This window comes from uncultured Chitinibacter sp. (genome assembly GCF_945957625.1).
In the GTDB taxonomy this organism is placed as follows: domain Bacteria; phylum Pseudomonadota; class Gammaproteobacteria; order Burkholderiales; family Chitinibacteraceae; genus Chitinibacter; species Chitinibacter tainanensis.
Map to the genome: position 1 here is coordinate 17,411 of NZ_CAMFLP010000017.1, position 20,292 is coordinate 37,702.

A 20,292-nucleotide genomic window follows, 5' to 3' on the forward strand; every position below is an offset into this window, starting at 1 on the left:
CGCGCGCATGCAGATGCAAGCCTACACTGCGGTTGCAGGCCAATTGCAATTGGGCCTAGCGCCGCGCCCCGAGCCCGGCCCGGGGCAGTTGCTGGTGAAAGTCGCCGCGGCCGGGGTGAATCGGGCTGATCTGGTGCAGGTGGCGGGGCTATATCCGCCCCCGCCGGGCGAATCCAGCATCATCGGCTTGGAAATCGCCGGTGAAGTGGTGGCGCTGGGGCCGCAAGTGCAGGGCTTTAGGCCGGGGCAAGCGGTGTTTGGCTTGGTGGCTGGGGGGGCTTATGCAGAGTATTGCCTGCTAGACCAATCACTGGCTTGGTTGCAGCCCGATACCCTTAGTAGTATCCAGGCCGCCAGCTTGCCGGAGGTGTGGTTAACTGCGTGGTTAAATCTCGTCACGCTTGGGCAACTCGGCCCCGGGCAACGGGCGCTAATTCATGCCGGTGCCAGTGGCGTGGGGGCGGCGGCGATTCAACTGGCCAAGGCGCAAGGCGCGTGGGTGGCCGCGACGGCCAGCTCGCCTGCCAAGCTGGATTTCTGCCGCGGGCTGGGCGCCGATTGCGTGATCAATTATCGCGAGCAAGATTTTGCCGCGGAGCTCAAAGCCATCGGCGGGGTGGATCTGATACTGGATCCGGTCGGCGGCAGCTATCTGGCCGGCAATCAGCGCTGTCTGCGCCTCGATGGCCGGCTGATTGTGATTGGTCTCTTGGGCGGGGTCAGCGCGGAGCTGAATCTGGGGCAATTGCTGGTGAAACGCCAGCAACTGCTGGGCTCTACCCTGCGCAGCTTGCCCTTGGCGCGCAAAGCCGAGCTGGCTCAAGCCCTGGCGCGCGAGCTCTTGCCGCAATGGGCAGATGGCCGCTTGCAGCTGAGCATTGATCGGGTGTTTGCCTGGCAGGATGCGCCCGCCGCGCATGCCTATCTAGCGCAAAACCAGAATCTGGGCAAAGTGGTGCTGAACGTGGCCTAAGCGGGCACTGGATAAACGAGCGCAACAATGAAAAAAGCCATGCCAGCCGGCATGGCTTTTTTGCTTGGGCGTGCGGCTTAGGCCGTAGAACGACCCAAAAGCTGGCGCTTTTGCCGCTCGAATAAGCCGCGGCGGATCATTTCTAGCTGCATTACCGAGCGCAGGCGGCGGGCGGTTTGATACAGATAGCTGGCGGTTTTCGCCGTTTCCATCACTTTGCGGGCTTCGTCTTCGATCGCAATCAGTTCCAGTGAATCGAGCGTTTTGGGATTCATGTTGGCGCTCCGTTTGTTGACGACACGCTAAAGTATATGAAAACTATTCTCGTGTTTTTCCGTAAGCTGATAGATGGTTTGATCTGGCGCCAAGCCGCTATTTCGCTCGATTTTTACCTTTCAACGACGTTTTTGCTGTCGAAGGGCTGACGCCGTTGATCGGCTGCCGGCTGGCCGACTGTACCGGCATGTGTAGTTGGTAAGCGCAAACTACCAAAAAGCACTGGTCTGCAAGTTCGGCGATGCTGTGACCTCTGTGCGCTGGCAGTAGCCGCCACGGGCAGACGGGTGTTGGCCAGCTAAGACCATTCACCGCGCGCCTCAATTGCTGTGATGCGCTTCACTTGACCGCCTAGCGGCCTCTTCCAACTATCGTTGCTACGTACTTGATTGCTTGGCTTTTTTAGTCCGGTAATCGGGGTACGGTGCGCAGCGGAAAGCCTGCAGAAAGACGGGCGCTCCGCGCTTTTATTTTAAAAAGAAATTGGAAGAGACATGCAAACAAACCACACCGCACTGCGCCGCGCAGTGCTGGGCGCGCTCTTGGCTGCCCAATTCAGTACCCCTATTGCCGCCGCCGTACCAGGCTGGTCTAGCAGCAAAATTTCGATGGGGGGCGTGATTAACGGGGGCTCGGAGCTACCGCTGTTGCAGCAGCGCCCGGTCGATGCGCTGTTTAGCTATGCCGGGCAGGGCGGAGATGGCGATCGCGAGAGCATTCTGACCACCGATGTGAAAGTGGAACGGCTGATGCATTATATCCGCGCGATGGAAAGCAATCTGGCCGGGCAGACCTTCATGCCGACGATTGTGTTTTACACCGTGGATGGCAGCTCCAGCCACTACACCATCCAGCTCGATCTCAGTAATGACAGCAGCAAGCATTATCTGCGCAATCACTACATTAATCTGATTAGCCTGCTGAAACAGCTGGAAGGCTACAAAGATGCCAAGCATCCGGTGCCGGCCACTTTGCTGCTCAACCCTGACTTTCTGGGTGAAATGCATAAATCCTGCCAGCCCGGCTATTGCCCAACGCCGTTTGATTACGCTGTACCGGTGGCCAGCGGCTTGACCGAGGCGTTTGATTATCTGGGCCTGAATAAAGCCGACATTCCGGCTGAATTTATGGCGGCCAATACCACCTTGCCCAATTACATTCGCTCGCTCAATTGGCTGGTGCGCAAGTTTGGCCCGAATATCCCGTATGGCTGGCATTACAACGTATGGGCGGGTGATCAAACCGGTCACGGCTGGCTGCATCAGGCCAGCCAAAATACGGCCATGATCGCGCCACACGCCAAGGCGGTGAAAGATTTTCTCTACACCATGAAGGCCTACGGCAATCCCGAGGCGCAGCTTAATCCCGACTTTATCGCCTTTGATAAATGGGAGCGCGATGTCTTCTCGAAAATGGCGCTCAATGGCCTGCAGGGCGGTTATTTATACAATGCGCCCACCTATGGCGTGTACACCGAATACGTGAAGCAGGTGTCGCAATTGCTGGGTAATCAGCCAGTGATGTTGTGGCAAGTGCCAGGCGGGCATTTGCAAGTGAATGGCGATGTCGATACCCGCGGCGATCACGCTAGCTCCGATGCGACGTATTTTCTGGGTGACGCCAATGTGGATTCGGCGGCGAGCAATCTGCAGGCCTATTTCGGCAATCTGGCGATGCCGACTAATAGCTCTTATGTGCTCAATGGCGCCGTCACCGTAAAAGATTTCCTGAAATGCCCGAGCAGCGAAAGCGCGTGCTGGCAAACCGGGCATTTGGCGCAGCTGAAAGCGGCAAATGTGTTTTCGGTGATTTGGGGCGGTGGCTCAACCACGTCGATTGCCGGCACCGACAATGTGGCCGACGATGGTGGCTGGTTGTGGAATCGACTCAAAGCATTGGGGCTGAATAATGGCACCGGTAGCAGCGCGCCCATCCCGACCTTGCCACCAAAAGCCACCAATGCACCGGGCGCTAGCTGCAATGCTTGGGAAGCCACTGCGGTGTATCAGGCTGGAGCCTGCGTAACCAAAGGCGGCCAGACCTATACTGCCATGTGGTATAGCCAGGGTAATGATCCAGCCACCGAGTCTGGCCCGGATGGCAGCGGTAAAGTCTGGCGCATTGTCGCCAGCGCCGCCACGGCCACACCTAGTGCGAAGCCCACCGCGACCCCGAGTGTGACGCCAGCGCCGACCTCGGTTCCTACTGCTGTGCCGACGGCTACGCCAGTGCCTACCGCGGCCCCAACGGCGACGCCCACGGTGACGCCCACGGTGAAACCCAGCGCGACGCCAAGCCCGGCCCCCACCGCTACCCCCACCGTGAAACCAACGGCCAGCCCAAGCCCTGCACCGACGGCAACACCGGGCAGTGGCGTCACCGTCTGCGCTCCCGCCTGGTCGGCCAGCACGCAATACAGCTTGGCGGGCACCGTGGTGTCGTTCGGCGGGCATAATTACCAATCCAAATGGTGGACGGTGAACGAAAACCCAAGCCAGACCGGCACCTGGGGGGTATGGCAGGATCTGGGCGTTTGTCGCTAAATCTGACGCTGTGCAGCTGTATAACCAAACCGCCCCTCGGGGCGGTTTTTTATTGGCCGCACTGATCAAGCTGGGCGCTAGCCAGGCAGGCTGCTAAGGTAAAGGCTAATACGCAAACGGGGGAAGGCGATGTTTGATGGCAATCTGCCGCAATTGATGGCGGCCTACAATCAGTGGCAAAACCGGCAGGTGTATCACGCCGCGGCACAGCTGAGCGAAGAGCAGCGGCAGGCCGATCGCGGGGCGTTTTTCCGCTCGGTACATGGCACGCTCGATCATCTACTGTGGGGCGATTTAATCTGGCTGGGGCGCTTTACCGAGCAAACGCTGGTGACGCAGCCCTGTGGTGAGCTGCTCCATCCCGATTTTGCCAGCCTCAGCGCCGCGCGCGAGGCGCTGGATCAACAGCTGATCAGCTGGGCCGCCGGCCTGAACGCCGAGTGGCTGGCCGAGCCGATCACATGGACGAGCCGGCTCTATCAATTTACCCAGACCGTGCCACGCTGGGTGCTGGTGCAGCATATGTTCAACCACCAAACTCATCATCGCGGGCAAGTGGGCACTTTACTGCAGCAGCTAGGGGTGGAGGTGGGGATTACCGATTTGCCGCTGCTGGATATCTTGCAGCAAGGTCCGTCGCAGCAGCTCGTGATTCATAGGGTATAGCCCGCAAGCTTTTGTTGAATAAGCTATTGGGGTAAATACCCTGCTGGGTATATGGCGGGTAGGCTTAGCGCAGCTTATTCCAGTTGGCGATGGCTTCTTTCTTGCTGCTGCCTTGTTGGCTGATGGCGTTGCAATTGCCGTTTTTGCCAAATTTGCTGCACTGTACCCAGTAGCGATTCGAGCCCGCTTTCTGCGGCTCGGCCGGGGCGCCGCATTTGGGGCAGGCTTGGGCGGAAATGGTAGGCGTTGGGTTGGTAGGGCTCATGCTCATGGGCTGACTCACTGTCGAAGGTCGGCAAGGATAACGCGCCGGCCAGGAAAATGCATCTGTGCGCCAGCGGCTTTAGCATAGACCCCCCGCGCGCCAGAGGGGCGGCGGGGCGATCAGAGGTACTGCGGGATGAGCCGGGTGGGCTAAGTGGCCGGCTTAATGCACGGCTTGCAGCATTTCTTCGACGACTTTTTTCGCGTCACCAAACACCATCATGGTTTTATCCATGTAAAACAGCTCATTATCCAGCCCGGCATAGCCGGCATTCATCGAGCGTTTGACCACCATCACGGTGCGCGCTTTGTAGGCATCCAGAATCGGCATGCCGTAAATCGCGCTGCTGGGGTCGTTTTTCGCCGCAGGGTTCACCACATCATTGGCGCCGATCACCAGCACCACATCCGCGCTGGAAAACTCGCTGTTGATCTCTTCCATTTCCACGACTTTTTCATACGGCACTTCCGCCTCGGCCAAGAGCACATTCATATGCCCAGGCATGCGGCCCGCTACCGGGTGAATCGCGTAGCGCACATCCACGCCGCGCTCGGTAAGCAGATCGGTCAGCTCTTGCAGCGCATGCTGGGCGCGCGATACCGCCAGACCATAGCCGGGGATGATGATGACTTTTTCGGCGTTTTCCATCAAAAAGGCCGCGTCATCGGCCGAGCCCGAGCGATAATTTTTTGCCCCGCCGGTGGCGCCATTGCCTGCGCTCACTTCGGCGCCGAAACCACCGAGCAGCACCGAAATGATGGAACGGTTCATGGCTTTACACATGATGTAGGACAGAATCGCCCCTGAGGCACCTACGCAGGCGCCGGCGATAATCAGCACCGGGTTATCCAGCGTAAAGCCAATCCCGGCGGCGGCCCAGCCCGAATACGAGTTCAGCATGGACACCACCACCGGCATATCCGCACCACCGATGGGCACAATCAGCAGCACCCCCAGCGCCAAGGCCACGGCCAGCATCATTAAAAACGCCGCCGCGCTGCCGGTGGCGTAATACACCAGCCCCAAGCCCAGCATGGTGAGCGCCAAGACCAGATTTAGCAGATGTTGGCCTTTGAAATTGAGCGCTTTGGCGCCAAAACGGCCAGAGAGCTTGCCATACGCCACCACTGAGGCGGTGAAGGTAATCGCACCGATAAAGGCGCCGATAAACAGCTCGATTTGCTGCGCGCCACTGTGGCTGACGCCAGTGTGGAACACCGCCGCCACCGCAATCAGCACCGCCGAGAGCCCCACCAGCGAGTGCATGGCGGCAACTAGCTCTGGCATCGCCGTCATGGCCACGGTGCGCGCTTTGTAGGCGCCCACTAGGCCACCGGCGGCCATCGCGGCCAAAATCAGCCAGATGACCGGCTCATTGGCGACAAAAAAGGTGGTCAGAATGGCGATGGTCATCCCAACCATGCCATACAGATTGCCGCGCAGCGCGGTTTTGGGCGAAGAGAGGCCACGCAGCGACAGAATAAACAGCACTGCGGCCACGAGGTATAACAGCGCAGTCAGATTAGCCATGTTCAGCGCTCCCCTTTTTTGCTTTTAAACATATCCAGCATGCGCTGGGTAACCAAAAAGCCGCCAAAGATATTGATGCTGGCAAGGAAAATCGCGATCGCGCCCAGCACGCTGGTGAGGGTGATCTGCTGGGCGTGGATATCCACCACCTGCAGCATGGCGCCCACCACGATAATGCCGGAAATAGCATTGGTTACCGCCATCAGCGGCGTATGCAGGGCGGGGGTGACATTCCATACCACGTGATAACCGACAAAAATCGCCAGCACGAAAATCGTGAGACTGGCGATGATGGGGTCGGGCCCGCTGGTGGCGGGCAGATGAGCTGCAGCAGATGCTGCCAGGGCTAGGCTTGACATGCGGACTCCTCAACTTCCTTGTTGTTATTCTGGGTATGGCTCTGCAGGGCAGGCGCAGCTTGGGCTGCAGCGAAATACACACTCTGGGCATGGGTGACCAGCGTGGCTTTCACGATGTCGTCATCCAGCTGAGGCGCATAGTGGCCGTCGGCATTCAGCAGCAGGCCAAGGAAAGTCAGTACATTGCGGGCAAACATCGCCGAGGCATCGGCCGGCATCAGCGCAGGCAGATTGGCTTGGCCGACGATGATGACGCCGTTGTCCGTGCGCACCACGTCTTGCGGGTGTGACAGCGGGCAATTGCCGCCGCCATTGGCGCCCAGACCTGCCGCCAGATCCACAATCACGCTGCCGTGGCGCATGGCGGCCACGGTGTCGGCGCTGATCAGATCAGGGGCGGGTTTGCCCGGAATCAGGGCGGTGGTGATAATGATGTCGGCCAGCGCCGCTTGCTGGGCAATCAGCGCCTGCTGGCGGGCCTGATAATCGGCCGACATTTCTTTGGCATATCCACCGGTATGCGCAAAGGCGGCTTGTTCTTCCGGGGTGAGGGCCACTTCGATAAATTTGGCGCCCAATGATTCCACCTGTTCGCGGGTAGCGGGGCGCACGTCAAAGACTTCCACAATCGCGCCCAAGCGTTTGGCGGTGGCAATGGCCTGCAAACCGGCCACGCCAGCGCCCAAAATCAGCACCCGCGCCGGTTTCACCGAGCCGGCGGCGGTCATAAACATCGGCATAAAGCGGGGGAAATACTGCGCCGCCAGCAGCACCGCGCGGTAGCCGGCAATATTGGCCTGACTGGACAGTACATCCATGCTTTGGCCGCGGGTAATGCGCGGAATCAGCTCGAGCGCATAGGTGTCAATTTGCCGGGCCGCCAGTTGGGGCAGATGCTGAAAGCGATAGATGTGCAGCTGCGCAATCAAGACCGAGCCGGCGGCGTATTGATCAATCTCGTGGGTATCGGGCGCAGCTATTTTTAGAATAATGCCTTTGGCTGCATACAGGGTGGTGGTATCTGCGGCAATGCTGGCGCCGGCCAGCGAATAGGCTTCATCGGTCCAGCCGGCCGCTAGGCCCGCCTGACTTTGCACCAGCACCTGATGGCCCTGTTGCACCAGTTTTTTCACCGTATCGGGTGACGCCGCGACGCGGGTTTCGTCGCGCTGGATTTCTTTGGGAATCAAAAACAGCATCGGTGGAGTCCTTATGTGTGGCCGCCAGCGGACACCGGGGCCGCGCGCGGGGCGCCTTACCACTGCCTGCGCAGCGAGGTGAGGGTATTAAGCCGCAACTGTGGGCCCGCCCGTTTGACCCAGCGCAACCCCCGCCCGCCGCAGCCGCGGTGAATTTGCGCTAGCGCAAACTTTGCGCCGTTCATAGAAAATTCACACCAACGCTATTGAGAATAATTATCGTTTATATGATAATCATTCTCATCTGAACTGAAACTGACAAGGAAGCCCCAATGAACGCCTATCTGGTTGGTGCCGACGTCCTCGGCAATATCCCGCAAGTCCTGGCCGAGCACGGGATTAAAGTGCATAAACATGTGAGCGGCCGCAATGTGGCCCATCAGCGCAAACCGGCCAGCCTCAATGGCGCTGATTTGCTGATCCTGTTTACCGATTTTCTCAGCCACAACGTGATGAAAGCCTACCGTGAGTTGGCGAATGAAGAGAATGTGCGTTTCCTCGCCTGCCGTCGCTCGGTCTGTGCCTTGAGCCAGAGCCTGGAAAAACTCAATGAGGTAAAAGACTGCACGCAGTGCCCGAAGCGGAAAAAATGCAAATAAGCACAGCGGTTTGGCAGCGGTGTGTAGCCGGTGCGAACTGTGCTACAAAACCGACACTGCCGGATAAAAATTAAGGGAAAACCGCCGACTCCATTACCCTTTTGGGCATACCCACAAGGCTTGATTTGGAGGAGTTGTCGTGAAAAAGCTGTTATTACCTTTGTTGCTGGCCAGTGCCTTTGCCCACGCGGAAAACGTGGTGTTTGAGGATGATTTCAATACCGATCTTGCCAAATGGGTAGGTCAGGGTGGCGAAGATAAATCACCTATCTTTACTTCGATTCAGCCCGATCCATTAAACCCGGAAAACAAAGCCGCGCGCTTTGATAAACCGGTGAATATCGGCGATATTTTCAGCCGCCAGAAGTTTCCGGCCGGCAAATATAAGATCGTATTTGATTATCTGGGCATGTGCGGTAATAACTGCGGCGGTACGTTGGGGATTGATGATGGTCATCCTGGGCGCAAGGAGTATTGGATCGCCAGTACGGCCAATGGCTTTCCTAACCGCCTGAAAGACAGCAAAAAATGGGAACACTACGAGCTGGATTTTCGCGCGCGCTTTGATTTTCATATCAAGTGGGAACAATGGGATTCAGCCAAAGGCGCGGGCAAAGACGCCTATATCGACAATTTGAAACTGATTGCAGTGGAAGTAGCCAAGGACGATAGCAAACCGACTGGCATCGCCCCTGTCACCGCCGGTGTGGCCGGCCCGACTAGCCCGCAATCGGTGATGTACTTCCCGGCATGGGCAAAACACACAACGCAGTTCTATGCGAAAACCCTCGATACCAGCGGCGCAGCTGGCAAAATCACCGTGCTGGAATACGCATTCGGCAATGTGAAAGACAATCGCTGCGTGGTGGGCGTGGATAAAGAGGGCGTGGGCGCGGCGGGTGATGATTACTGGCACCCGATCGATGCGGCCTACACTCTCGATGGCAAAGAAGACAAAGGGGACAATGGCCTGTTTGGTCATTGGAATCAGCTCAAACAGCTGAAAAAGAAATACCCGAATCTGAAAGTGGTGATCAGTCTGGGTGGCTGGAACTGGTCGAAATACTTCTCGGATGCGGCCTTGCCGGCTAATCGCGCGGCCTTTGTGAAGTCGTGTGTGGATGCCTACATCAAAGGCGATGTACCAGATCAAAACGGTAAAGTCGTACCAGGCCTCGCGGCCGGGGTGTTTGACGGCTTTGATATCGACTGGGAATACCCAGCGGCAGCCGGGGCGGACGGTAATATTGTGCGTCCTGAAGACACGCAAAACTTTACCGCGCTGTTGGCCGAATTCCGTAAACAGCTCGATGCGGTTAAACCGGGGCAGTTGTTAACGATTGCCGCGCCAGCGCCGACGTCTAAATCCGAAAAAATGGAGCTGGATAAGATTATTCCATCGCTGAACTGGATTAATCTGATGACCTACGATTTTACCGGCCCATGGTCGGCCACAACGGGTCACCATGCCACCTTGATTGGCGGCGCGAAAGACCGCGTTTCGGTGGATAGCACGGTGGATGACTACCTGAACCGCGGGGTGCCAAGCAATAAGCTGGTGCTGGGCGTGCCATTCTATGGTTATGGCTGGACCGTCAATAGCCTGGAAAACAATGGCATGTATCAGCCTGTCATTGCCAAAGCCAAAGGCCCCTTAGAGCCCGGCGTGGCGCCCTATTCTTACCTGAAAAACCTGCCAGGCACGGTATTTAGGGATGAGAAAACTCGCGCAGCTTGGAAAGTGAATGGCAAAGACGTGTGGGTATACGACGATGTGCAGCTGATCAAAGAAAAGATCGAGTTTGCCAAGAAGAAAAAACTAGGTGGGATTATGGCCTGGGAAATTTCGCAAGACATGCCAGATGCCGAATTGGTGAACACCATCTATAACGGCCTGCTGAAGAAATAAGGCAAGTTTTCGCCCTACCTAGCACCCGCCAGCTTGCTGGCGGGTTTTTTATTGCCTGTAGACAACTCAGCCTAAAATCCGCTGTGCCGCCTGTTCGCCCCACCAGCTGGCTTCTTCGAATACCGATAGCCCGCTTAAATCACTGTGCGCAAACAAAATCCGCCCGCTGTGCTGGCGCAGGGCGGCGAGGCCGCTGTGGCTTAAAAAACCAGGAATCGGGCTGCTCATGGCGTGGCCGCGTAGGGTGATTTCGACGGCGGCGATGTGTTCTTGGGCGATGATGGGGCGATCGAAGCCGTACACGGTGGCCAAATCTTGCACCGCAGTTTGATAGAGCGCATCTGCATTGGCACTGGCTAAGTGCGCGCGCACCTGGCGTGGGTCTTGGCCGGCGTAGGCGTGATAGGCAGTAAAGACGGTGTGTGCGGGTTTGGCGGCGCGGATCAGCTGGTGAGTGCTATTCACAAAGCCCAAGCTGGGGCTGCCGTACACCACATTATCCCAGCTCAGCGGCGTGTGCGCGGGTTCGGCCGGATAACGTTTGAGCAGAAAATTACTCACCTGCCAGGCCGCATGCGGCAAGGCCTGGCCGGGCTCATAGCCCAGCGTACGCAAATCCAGCAAACGCTGCGCCACATGCAGTGGCATCGCGCAGATCACCCGCTCGGCCAGCAGGCGGATCACTTTGCCTTGCTGCCATATATCCACCGCCACGTGCTGATCTTCTGGCTGCAGCGCCACCGCCATACCCGGCAGCCAGCCACCGGCTTGGCGTAGGGGTTGCTGCATAAATTGCAAAATTGGATTGAGCCCGGTGGGCCAGGTCAGTACGGCGCCCGGCTCGGCATTGTGCGCTTCGCCGCCGCGCGCGGCGAAATAGTGCAGCCCAGCCCAGGCCGAGGTTTGCGCCAGGCCAATGCCATAATCATCGCGGCAGGCGTAATCGAGATACCACAAGAGGCTGGGCGCGCGGTAGCCTTGTTGCCCCAGCCACTGGGCAAAGCTGAGTTGATCCAGCCTACGCCACTGTGGGTCCTGGCTTGAGAGCGCCAGCGGTATCGCAAACACTTTGCGCCCATCCGCGCCCACCGCATGCTGCAGCTGCTGCATGGCGGCCATAAAGCGTTGCTGCTCGGCGATTTCGGCCGCGGGGATGCCTTGATGTGGCAACAAGCCTTCTTGCCATTGCCCCTGCACCCACAGTCGCTCCTGTGGCGCGTGTATTAGCGCGGTTTCGTTGTAGCGCGGGCGTTCGCTGTACGGGTCGTCTTCGATGACGCCCATGGCCGCTAATAGCTCGCGCACATGGCGCGAGGCCAGCGAGGGCAGTGGCAAATAGTGAGCCCCACGCGGATAGGCGCTATCCGCGCTGGCGCTAAATTGCCCAGCGGCGGCATTGCCCGCCGGCTCGGGCCCACTGACTAAGACCACATCGCGCAGCCCGGCCTGCTGTAGCCGCCAGCCCGCAAATGAGCCCGCCACGCCCGAGCCCAAAATCGCCACTTTAACTCGACGAGTTTCGCTAGGCTTGGGCAGGGGGGTATGGTCGCGCAAACGATGCCCCTCCTGCATACCAGGCAGATACACCTGGATAGGGATCCCCCAGTGGCTCAGCTCGCGACAGGCCGGCAGCGTCATCGCCAATCCCAGCGCGGCGCTGCTTTGCAAAAACTGGCGGCGATTCATCGCAAACATCAGCGAATCACCTGCGACCAATCTTGCTCGAAATAATGCACCAGCGATTGGTTATTCAGCTGGTTCGCTTCGACCTTAACCGGCTGCATATCGGGTGGGAAAAAAAACATCTGCCGCGTGGTTTCGCCATCGAGAAATTTCGTTTTCACGCGGTACGATGTCGGTGGCGTATAGCCGGGCTTGTTGCTCGCCAGAATAAAACCCCATTCGCCAAATGACGGCACAAAGGCATGATATGGGGTGGTATACAGCCCAACGGCTTTTAATGTCTGGTCTATACACCAATACGAGCGGGGGGCATGTAGGGGCGAAGTTGATTGCACGACCATCAAACCGTTTTCACTCAGGTGTTTTTTCACCAAGCGATACATCGGCACCGAATACAATTTTCCCAGTGCAAAATTACTCGGGTCGGGAAAATCAATAATAATCGCGTCGAAAATCTGCTGGTTTTGCTCGATCCACTGCGCAGCGTCGGCGTTCACGATTTTGACTTTCGGGTTGGATAGCGAGCGCTGATTAAAGCCGACCAGTTTTTCGTTATGCGTAAATAAATCAGTCATCGCCGGGTCCAGGTCGACCAAGGTGATGTGTTCGATCTGCGGGTATTTCAAAATCTCGCGCACCGCCAGCCCATCGCCACCGCCGAGCACCAACACCGATTTGGCTTGCGGTAGTTTTTCCAGCACCGGATGCACCAAGGCTTCGTGATAGCGGTATTCGTCGCGGCTGGAAAATTGCAAATTGCCGTTGATGTAGAGGCGCGTGTCGTTTTTCCACTGCGTGATCAATAGTCGCTGATACGGCGTGGTTTGCGCGTGGATGATTTCATCGCCATACAGGGTTTTTTCGCTCCATTTGGTGAGCTTATCCGCCCCCAGTAGTGCGCCCAGCAACACCAGCGCCACCACGCCGCCGCGTAACAGATGCAGCTTGGCGTGGGCTAATTCGTGACGGAAGATTTTGGTGGTGAGTAGGGCAATGCCCACGTTCACCAAGCCAAATAGCAGCGCCGATCTCGCCAGCCCCAGATGCGGTGCCAGCACCAGCGGAAACAGCAGCGATACGGCTAGCGCGCCCATATAGTCAAACGTCAGCACGCGGCTCACCAGCTCGGCAAAATCGGTTTTGCGCTGATTCAGTACCCGCATTACCAGCGGAATCTCCATCCCCACCAACGTACCGGTAAGAAACACCAAGGCATACAGCACCGAGCGAAACGGCGCGGCCGCCCAGGCAAACACCACGAACAGCAGCGTTGCCGATAGGCCGCCAATCAGGCCCACCAGCAGCTCAATCTCGATAAAGCGATCCAGCGTGCGCCCTTCGGGCACGTATTTGGATAAATGCGAGCCAATGCCCATCGCAAACAGATAGCAGCCAATGATCGAGGAAAACTGCAACACCGAATCGCCCATCAAATAGCTGGCCAGCGCCGCGGCGATCAGCTCATAGGCCAGCCCGCAAGAGGCAACAATAAAAACCGAAAGGATCAGCAGTTTTTCTCGCATGGATATTTCGATAGCTTTAGAGCAAAATGACAGCATTATGCCTGAGACAAGTAAGGAATACCCATGTTTGCCAGCTACTTGCCCCCGCTGATTGGCTATTTCAGCTACCTCGCCAGCGGCGTCGCGATGCTGATTGTGTTTGCGATGCTGTACATCAAAATCACGCCCTACGACGAATTGAAGCTGATTCGAGAAGGCAATGTGGCCGCGGCCTTATCGCTGGCCGGCGCGCTGATCGGCTTTTCGCTGGCGCTGGCCTCTAGCGCCTGGCACTTAAACCGCCTGGAATTCTTTTTAATCTGGGGCGCGCTGGCTGGGGTAGTGCAGATTGGTGTGTATGCCTTTCTGGTGAAATGCATCAAGGGTATGCCCGCGCAGATCGCGGCCAATAATGTGGCGGTGGGGATACTAGCTGGGTGTATCTCGGTGGCCGTCGGGGTGATTAATGCGGGGTGTTTGTCTTAGTAGGGATCAAAATGCAGTTGTTGCGTTATGGCTTGATAGCACTGATGGCATCGGTTGCGGTGTCAAATGGTTTGGACACTTTCACTCAGTTTGATTGGGATAATCTGCTACTGATGTTGGGCTTTGCTTTGATGGCATTGGCGGCCTGGCTTAATCACGCCTTGATATGGCCGTATGAAGTGGCGGCTGATTATGTTTCACGAATGTCCAATTCTAAAAGTAAAACACTTTTTAGTATTGGCGAAGTATTGGTCTGTTTGGGTATCGCCATCAAAGTCATTCAGACTTTTATTGCGTAGTTAACGAATATTTAGAAGTTATTGTCGATTTGGCCTGAAAGTTGGCAATTAATGCCATTTTTTCATTAGGAGCACATCATGAGTCTCGGTTCGTTTATTAAAAAGCAATTTATCGACATTCTGCAGTGGAATGAGGACAGCGATGGCGTGTTGGCGTATCGCTATCCGATGGCCGACTTCGAGATTCAGTATGGCGCCAGCCTGACGGTGCGTGAATCGCAAGCGGCTGTGTTTATTAATGAAGGCCAAGTCGCCGATGTATTTGGCGCGGGCATGTATAAGCTCACCACGCAAACGCTGCCGGTGCTCACTTACCTGAAAAACTGGGACAAGCTGTTTGAGTCGCCGTTTAAATCGGATGTGTATTTCTTTAGCACCCGCCTGCAGCTCGGTCGCAAATGGGGCACGCCGCAGCCGATTACGATTCGCGACGCTGATTTTGGCATGGTGCGCATGCGTGCGTTTGGCGTGTATTCCTACAAGTTGGTCGACCCGAAACTGTTTTTCAGCGAAATCAGCGGCACCCGCGAGGTGTACACACGCGATGACTTAGAGCTGCAATTGCGCAACCTCGTCGTCGCCACGATGACCTCGGCGCTGGGTGGCGCGGGCGTGCCTTTCCTCGATATGGCCGGCAATCAAGGCCTGATGAGCCAGAAAATCAGCGAAGCGCTAACGCCGGTGTTCGCCAAATATGGCCTTGAGCTCGATAACTTCGCGGTAGAAAACATCAGTCTGCCCGAAGAACTGCAAAAAGCCATCGATACGCGCATTACGATGGGCATGATCGGCAATATGCAAACCTACACGCAATACCAAGCCGCCAACGCCATTCCGCTCGCAGCGCAAAACGAAGGTGGTCTGGCGGGTATCGGCGCCGGTATGGCCGCTGGGGTGGGCGTCGGCCAAGTGATGGCCGGTGCAATGACCAATGCCTTGGGGCTAGGCGGCGCAGCAGCGCCAGCGGGCGCCGGGGTGGTGATTGGTACTGATGGGGGTATGGGCGTAGGGGTAATGGCTGGAGGAGTTCAGCCGCCAGTACCTGCCCAGGGTAATGCTGCGCCTGCCGTTGATCCAAACAGCCCGCAGGCCAAACTAGCCCAGCTCAAAGGCTTGCTCGATCAGGGCCTGATTGGCCAAGCCGATTACGACAGCGCGAAAGCGGAAGTATTGAAAAAGCTGATTGGTTAAGCCCGAAGGACGCGCAATGAATGCGTTCTTGATCAGGGCGGATCGTGTGTTTACTGAATAGCTCGAACAAAAGGATAAGCCATGAGTGTGCAGGGAGCCTGCGCCTGCGGTCAGGTGCAATACGAAGTGGATGAGTTTTTTACCCCGGTAATTCATTGCAATTGCGATACTTGCCGCCGCGTACTCGGTACGCCATTTAATAGCGTGGCCGGCGCGAAGCGCGCGCATTTTCGGGTGCTGGCGGGGCAAGATAAGCTTAAATTCTTTGAATCATCACCGGGTAAATCGCGCTATTTTTGCGGCGAATGCGGTACGCATTTGTATGGCGAAAAAGCCGGGCAAGAAAACCTGATCGTGCGCGTAGGTACCTTGCGAGACGATCCGGGCATTCGCGGTGGCATGCATATCTGGACTTCGCACCGCAAGGCTTGGCTGGGGTATGAGGGCTTGGCCGAATATGCAGAGTGGCAGCCGGGTAGGGTATAAGCTTGAACTCTAAAGCTCGCAAGGTGGCCAGCTTGATACTTATTGTTGGCTTGCTGCTTGGCCTTTATTTGCTAGAAGAGCAGGGGCCGATGTGGTTGGTGAGCGTTTTAAATTGGTTGGCAGGTTTGTCTGGTTTTTTGTCTTTGCTTGCGCTGTGCGGATGTTTGTTTGTATCCGAATTAACCCGTCAGCGCAGGATGGCGCTGTTTGTTTTTGGCCTTGGCAGCTTCGGTGTTTGTATCACCATGAGTGAATGGCTTCAGTCTGATGTGCCCATGGCTTGCGAAACGGCTCGCCGAATTTTGTACTTGTATTGCACTGTAATTGAAAATACGCCACACGCGCTGCAAAGCTTAGTCTCCTTCGCTGGGTTTTTAATTGCTTTGGCGATGTCGTTTTGGCTGGCCCAGATGGGGTGGAGTATGTATCGATACCGTGCTTTGCGATGAGCTCTGCTTGAATTGTTGAAAGAGGATTTTAATGTTCCGTACCGCTTGCCCCTCGTGCGGCGCTGAGGTGCTTTTTCGCTCCACCATTTCTGCTTTGGCGGTCTGCGAGTATTGCCAAAGCCGAGTGCTGCGCAATGCTGATGAGGTGAAAGACCTCGGCAAGATTGGGCAGGTGCTCGAAGACTATTCGCCGCTGCAAATTGGCGCCAGCGGCGTCTTTGCCGGGCGCGCGTTTACGGTGCTGGGGCGGATTCAGCTGCGCTATGCTGCGGGCCTGTGGAATGAGTGGTTTATTGGTTTTGCCGATGGCAAATTTGGCTGGCTGGCCGATGCCAGCGGCCAATATATGGTGACTTTGCCGTTGGGGCTGGCCAGCAATGCGCCAGCCTGGACGGCGCTGCAGCCCGAAGGGCGCTACGAGCACGGCGGGCGGGCGTTTGTGGTGACCGACAAGCGGGTGGCCAATTGCGTCGGCGGGCAGGGCGAATTGCCCTTTGTGGTGGGCAACGGCTATCAGGCGCAGGTGGTGGATTGTCGCAGTGGCGAGCGCTTTCTGACGCTGGATTATTCCGATGTATCCGCAACACAAACCCAGCCGCAACTCTATGTGGGTGAGGCGGTGCAGCTTGCGGCGCTGCAAATGCAATTGCTACGCAGTGATGAAGATATTCAGCGCAGCGCCGGGCGCATCAAGGGGGCGGCACATGTACTCGACTGCCCCAGTTGCGGCAGCCCTCTGCCATATCGGGCCGGGGTAGCGACGCAATTGGTCTGCGCGGCGTGCGGCTCGGAAGTGGATTGTTCGGGCGATCGGGCGCTGGTGCTGACCAAGCACACCGAGGCCGAGCGCTACCACGCCACGCTGGATTGTGGCGATGGCGCGATGATCGAAGGCGTGAAATGGACTGTCATCGGCCTGATCGAAATGGCCGAAACCGACGATGCGGATAGCCACTGGACCGAATACCTGCTGTACAACTGGCAGCAAGGCTTTCGCTGGCTGGTGGAGGCGCAAGATGGTTGGAGCTGGGTGACGGTGCTCAATCGTCTGCCGGAGAGCTGGAGCGCGCAGCATGTGGTGCTCGATGGCCAGCGCTATCCACAGCGTTTTCCCGCCTATGGCGCCAAAGTGCTGTATGCCGCCGGGGCGTTTAACTGGCGGGTGAGTGTCGGCGATCGGGTGCATTTGCAGGAATACCGGCAGGGCGAATTCACGCTCAGTAAAGAAGTCAACGCCGAAGAAGTCGTGTGGTCGCAAGCCAAGGTGGTGAGTAATCAGCAAATCGCGCAGTGGTTTGGCAAACAAGACATTAAAAGCCTGCGCCCAGCGGGCGACGATGGCGAGGTGAGCCGTAGCCTGGCTTGGCGCTATACGCTGATTTTGCTGGCCATCAATCTGCCGCTGGCGCTGTTTGCCGATGAGCTGATCGAGCAGCTGTTCTGGACGGGGATTGCCGCCTATGCGCTGCATTGGCCGCTGAATCAAGGCAATGGGGATGATGAATGAAAGCCGGTTTGTATAAGCTCTACTGTATTGCCATCATCACCATCTGCACCTTGTTTAATCTCTCGTCTTGTAGCGAATCGTCGTCGTCTTCATCCGGGGGTAGCCGCGGCTGGAGCAGTGGCTCGTCCTCAGGTGGCTGGAGCTCGGGTGGGGGGCATAAATGAAGCGTGATGCGCAGGCGCTGGCCAGCTTGGCCCCGCCCAATCTGGCCGTGGGCCGGCATTTAATCGCCGACTTGAGCGGCTGCCCGGCCAGCTGCCTGGCCGATCCAGACCTGATCGCCGCCGCCATGCTGGCCGCCGCCCGCGCCGGGCACGCACAGGTGTTGCAGCAGCATTTTCATCATTTCGGCCCTGCGCAAGGGGTGACTGGCATGCTGCTACTGATGGAATCGCACATCAGCATCCACACCTGGCCCGAGCATGGCTATGCGGCGGTGGATTTATTCATGTGCGGCGCCGCCAATGCCGCGGCCGCGCTGGCGGTGTTGCAAGTGCAGCTGCAGGCCAGTACGGTACGCGAGCAGGTGATTATGCGCGGTTGCTAGTTTAGGGGTATAGCGCTAGAAGCTAATGCCAATATTGATTTTAAAGGGATACCTATTTGGGTATCCCTTTTTTATTGTGCTTGCCGCATCGCTGCCAGCCGTGGCGGCAAGCCTTGCCGCTACCGCCGAGCAGATTTGCCCATTGTGCCAGCAGATCGGCCCCGTGGCGCGCAAAAGTGCCATTAAATCAGGCGCTCAGCGCGGGAAGCTGAATGCGTTTAGCGTTGGCATATTTTGTGCTTGCATTAGGCTGTTCTTATGGAGCTCCTCGGCATGCTGTCAAAAATCGACAATCATTTTCGCAATCAGGAAACCGCGCTCAAGCTGCGCTCGTACCGCCAGGAAGTGCTGGCCTCCAATATTGCCAATGCAGATACGCCCAACTACAAGGCGCGCGATTTTGACTTTAAAGCGGCCTACGAGGCGGCGCGCCAGCAGCAGGCCCCGGCGCAGCTGGCCACCAGCAATGCCCGGCATCTGCAGCCCAGCCAAACCATCGATCTCTTTACCCCAGGGTTGCAGTACCGCAACGAGCGGCAACCCTCGATCGATGGCAATACCGTCGATATGGATACAGAGATGAAAGAATTTACCGACAATGCGATCCGCTATCAGGCCTCTGTCACCTTCCTGCAGCGGCGCATTGAATCGATGAAAACGGCACTGACCGGCCAGTAATCAAGTAAAGGGCGCACAACAGCATGTCGATGTTTCGAGTATTTGATGTGGCGGCTTCGGGGATGCGGGCGCAATCGGCGCGCCTGAATGCCGTGGCCAGTAATCTGGCCAATGCGGAATCGATTACCAGCTCCAACGGCCAACCCTATCGCGCCAAGCAGGTGGTGTTTCAGGCTCAGCCTTTAACGGCGAGTAATAAGCAATCGGTGGGAGTGCAGGTGGCGGGGGTGATCGAAGATCAATCGCCGCCCAAAATGGTGTTTGACCCGAAAAGCCCGTTTGCCGATGCCAATGGCTATGTGGCCATGCCGAATGTGAATGTGGTGGATGAGATGACCAATATGATCTCGGCCTCGCGTTCTTATCAAACCAATATTGATGTGATGAATACCGCCAAAACCCTGCTGATGCGTACGCTGTCGCTGGGTCAGGTGTAATTGAGGAGTTAAATCATGGCTACCACCCCGGTTTCTGGTTCTTCGTTTGATTACAGCTCGCTCAATACGCGCAAAACCACGACCAAAACGGAAATGGAAGAGCAGCAAGATCGCTTTATGAAATTGCTGGTCAAGCAGCTGCAAACTCAAGATCCGATGAATCCAATGGATAACGCGCAAACCACCAGCCAGATCGCCCAGATCAATACGGTGAGCGGGATCGAAAAACTCAACCAAACCATGTCACAAATGGCCGGCATGTATGCCGGCACGCAGGTGATGCAGGCGGCAAATCTGATCGGCAAAGAAATCCTCTCGCCCGGCAACGGTTTCCGCTTTGATGGCACAACAGCTGCAGATCTGCGCGTTACCGTGCCAGATGGGGCGAGTAACGGCTTTGTGACGATTCGCGACGAAAAAGGCGTGGAAGTGACCAAATTGCCGGTCAATACCACGACATCCGGTCTGGTGCAGGTGAATTGGGATGGTAAAAAACCGGATGGCAGCATGGCCGCGGCCGGTAATTACACGATTACCGCCTCGGCCGTGAAAGATGGCAAGGATATTGCTTTACTGCCAACAACCTGGCAAATCGCCAAGTCAGTCGAGTTTGGTAGCGATGGCGTGAGTGTCTATCTCACCAACGGTAATAAAACAGGATTCGGCACCATCGTGCAGATCCGCGATGCGAAAGCCTAAGTAAGGAGC

At 56.9% G+C, this 20,292-nt stretch carries 23 protein-coding genes; 16 read left to right on the forward strand and 7 right to left on the reverse strand.

Annotated elements, in window-relative coordinates; translation table 11 throughout:
- Positions 1 to 7 precede the first annotated feature (7 nt).
- A complete protein-coding gene (locus tag QV747_RS15100; protein WP_273430664.1) occupies positions 8 to 973 on the forward strand; it encodes an NAD(P)H-quinone oxidoreductase in 966 nt (321 codons plus the stop codon).
- Positions 974 to 1,050: 77 nt separating this feature from the next.
- Here QV747_RS15100 and QV747_RS15105 read toward each other — a convergent pair whose 3' ends face one another.
- Positions 1,051 to 1,248, reverse strand: coding sequence for a hypothetical protein (locus tag QV747_RS15105; RefSeq protein WP_273430662.1), 198 nt, complete (start codon positions 1,246 to 1,248; stop codon positions 1,051 to 1,053).
- A 495-nt stretch (positions 1,249 to 1,743) separates the two neighbouring features.
- On the opposite strand from QV747_RS15105, the gene QV747_RS15110 reads away from it, so the two are divergent.
- Both QV747_RS15110 and QV747_RS15115 read left to right on the forward strand, forming a co-directional pair.
- Entirely contained in the window at positions 1,744 to 3,792 is a 2,049-nt protein-coding gene (locus tag QV747_RS15110; protein ID WP_273430660.1) for a hypothetical protein, read from the forward strand.
- A 129-nt stretch (positions 3,793 to 3,921) separates the two neighbouring features.
- On the forward strand, positions 3,922 to 4,458 hold the full coding sequence (locus QV747_RS15115; protein WP_273430658.1) for a DinB family protein: 537 nt from the start codon (positions 3,922 to 3,924) through the stop codon (positions 4,456 to 4,458).
- 64 nt (positions 4,459 to 4,522) lie between these two features.
- Here the strand turns inward: QV747_RS15115 and QV747_RS15120 are convergent, their stop codons facing one another.
- From QV747_RS15120 to QV747_RS15135, 4 genes are all read right to left on the reverse strand, one after another.
- Positions 4,523 to 4,729: a Lar family restriction alleviation protein gene (locus QV747_RS15120; protein WP_273430656.1), complete on the reverse strand. Its 207-nt coding sequence runs from the start codon at positions 4,727 to 4,729 to the stop codon at positions 4,523 to 4,525.
- Positions 4,730 to 4,885: 156 nt separating this feature from the next.
- Positions 4,886 to 6,253, reverse strand: a complete 1,368-nt coding sequence (locus QV747_RS15125; protein ID WP_273430654.1) for an NAD(P)(+) transhydrogenase (Re/Si-specific) subunit beta — start codon at positions 6,251 to 6,253, stop codon at positions 4,886 to 4,888.
- 2 nt (positions 6,254 to 6,255) lie between these two features.
- Positions 6,256 to 6,612 (reverse strand): proton-translocating transhydrogenase family protein, encoded by a 357-nt coding sequence (locus QV747_RS15130; protein WP_245575229.1) that lies wholly within the window; start codon positions 6,610 to 6,612, stop codon positions 6,256 to 6,258.
- Positions 6,600 to 7,811, reverse strand: coding sequence for a Re/Si-specific NAD(P)(+) transhydrogenase subunit alpha (locus QV747_RS15135; protein ID WP_273430651.1), 1,212 nt, complete (start codon positions 7,809 to 7,811; stop codon positions 6,600 to 6,602). Before QV747_RS15135 ends, QV747_RS15130 begins: the two co-directional genes overlap by 13 nt.
- A 272-nt stretch (positions 7,812 to 8,083) precedes the next feature.
- Here QV747_RS15135 and QV747_RS15140 point away from each other — a divergent pair, with 272 nt between their 5' ends.
- Entirely contained in the window at positions 8,084 to 8,410 is a 327-nt protein-coding gene (locus QV747_RS15140) for a DUF2325 domain-containing protein (RefSeq protein ID WP_028448592.1), read from the forward strand.
- A gap of 139 nt (positions 8,411 to 8,549) precedes the next feature.
- Complete coding sequence (locus tag QV747_RS15145) at positions 8,550 to 10,319, forward strand: glycoside hydrolase family 18 protein (protein WP_052190767.1); 1,770 nt, start codon at positions 8,550 to 8,552, stop codon at positions 10,317 to 10,319.
- Between the two features lie 66 nt (positions 10,320 to 10,385).
- Here the strand turns inward: QV747_RS15145 and QV747_RS15150 are convergent, their stop codons facing one another.
- Complete coding sequence (locus QV747_RS15150; RefSeq protein WP_273430648.1) at positions 10,386 to 12,014, reverse strand: NAD(P)-binding protein; 1,629 nt, start codon at positions 12,012 to 12,014, stop codon at positions 10,386 to 10,388.
- Positions 12,014 to 13,525, reverse strand: coding sequence for a polyamine aminopropyltransferase (locus tag QV747_RS15155; protein ID WP_273430647.1), 1,512 nt, complete (start codon positions 13,523 to 13,525; stop codon positions 12,014 to 12,016). Before QV747_RS15155 ends, QV747_RS15150 begins: the two co-directional genes overlap by 1 nt.
- Positions 13,526 to 13,588: 63 nt before the next feature.
- Here QV747_RS15155 and QV747_RS15160 point away from each other — a divergent pair, with 63 nt between their 5' ends.
- The 11 genes from QV747_RS15160 (at position 13,589) to QV747_RS15210 (ending at position 20,283) form a co-directional block, all read left to right on the forward strand.
- Complete coding sequence (locus QV747_RS15160) at positions 13,589 to 13,990, forward strand: DUF350 domain-containing protein (protein WP_034618613.1); 402 nt, start codon at positions 13,589 to 13,591, stop codon at positions 13,988 to 13,990.
- An 11-nt stretch (positions 13,991 to 14,001) separates the two neighbouring features.
- The gene (locus tag QV747_RS15165) at positions 14,002 to 14,289 is read left to right on the forward strand and encodes a hypothetical protein (protein WP_273430645.1); all 288 of its coding nucleotides are present in this window, start codon (positions 14,002 to 14,004) and stop codon (positions 14,287 to 14,289) included.
- A 78-nt stretch (positions 14,290 to 14,367) separates the two neighbouring features.
- Positions 14,368 to 15,480, forward strand: coding sequence for an SPFH domain-containing protein (locus tag QV747_RS15170; RefSeq protein WP_273430644.1), 1,113 nt, complete (start codon positions 14,368 to 14,370; stop codon positions 15,478 to 15,480).
- 81 nt (positions 15,481 to 15,561) lie between these two features.
- Positions 15,562 to 15,966 carry a GFA family protein gene (locus QV747_RS15175; protein WP_273430643.1) on the forward strand — a complete coding sequence of 135 codons (405 nt, stop codon included), beginning with the start codon at positions 15,562 to 15,564 and terminating at the stop codon, positions 15,964 to 15,966.
- Between the two features lie 2 nt (positions 15,967 to 15,968).
- Positions 15,969 to 16,415: a hypothetical protein gene (locus QV747_RS15180; RefSeq protein WP_273430642.1), complete on the forward strand. Its 447-nt coding sequence runs from the start codon at positions 15,969 to 15,971 to the stop codon at positions 16,413 to 16,415.
- 31 nt (positions 16,416 to 16,446) lie between these two features.
- On the forward strand, positions 16,447 to 17,922 hold the full coding sequence (locus tag QV747_RS15185) for a DUF4178 domain-containing protein (protein WP_273430641.1): 1,476 nt from the start codon (positions 16,447 to 16,449) through the stop codon (positions 17,920 to 17,922).
- Positions 17,919 to 18,086, forward strand: coding sequence for a hypothetical protein (locus QV747_RS15190; protein WP_169721044.1), 168 nt, complete (start codon positions 17,919 to 17,921; stop codon positions 18,084 to 18,086). The genes QV747_RS15185 and QV747_RS15190 overlap by 4 nt, the downstream gene beginning before the upstream one ends.
- On the forward strand, positions 18,083 to 18,469 hold the full coding sequence (gene speD, locus QV747_RS15195) for an adenosylmethionine decarboxylase (protein ID WP_273430640.1): 387 nt from the start codon (positions 18,083 to 18,085) through the stop codon (positions 18,467 to 18,469). The genes QV747_RS15190 and speD overlap by 4 nt, the downstream gene beginning before the upstream one ends.
- A gap of 273 nt (positions 18,470 to 18,742) precedes the next feature.
- Positions 18,743 to 19,147 (forward strand): flagellar basal body rod protein FlgB, encoded by a 405-nt coding sequence (gene flgB / locus QV747_RS15200; protein ID WP_028448601.1) that lies wholly within the window; start codon positions 18,743 to 18,745, stop codon positions 19,145 to 19,147.
- Positions 19,148 to 19,170: 23 nt separating this feature from the next.
- Entirely contained in the window at positions 19,171 to 19,584 is a 414-nt protein-coding gene (gene flgC / locus QV747_RS15205) for a flagellar basal body rod protein FlgC (protein ID WP_047394421.1), read from the forward strand.
- Positions 19,585 to 19,599: 15 nt separating this feature from the next.
- Positions 19,600 to 20,283, forward strand: a complete 684-nt coding sequence (locus QV747_RS15210; protein ID WP_273430639.1) for a flagellar hook assembly protein FlgD — start codon at positions 19,600 to 19,602, stop codon at positions 20,281 to 20,283.
- Positions 20,284 to 20,292 lie beyond the last annotated feature (9 nt).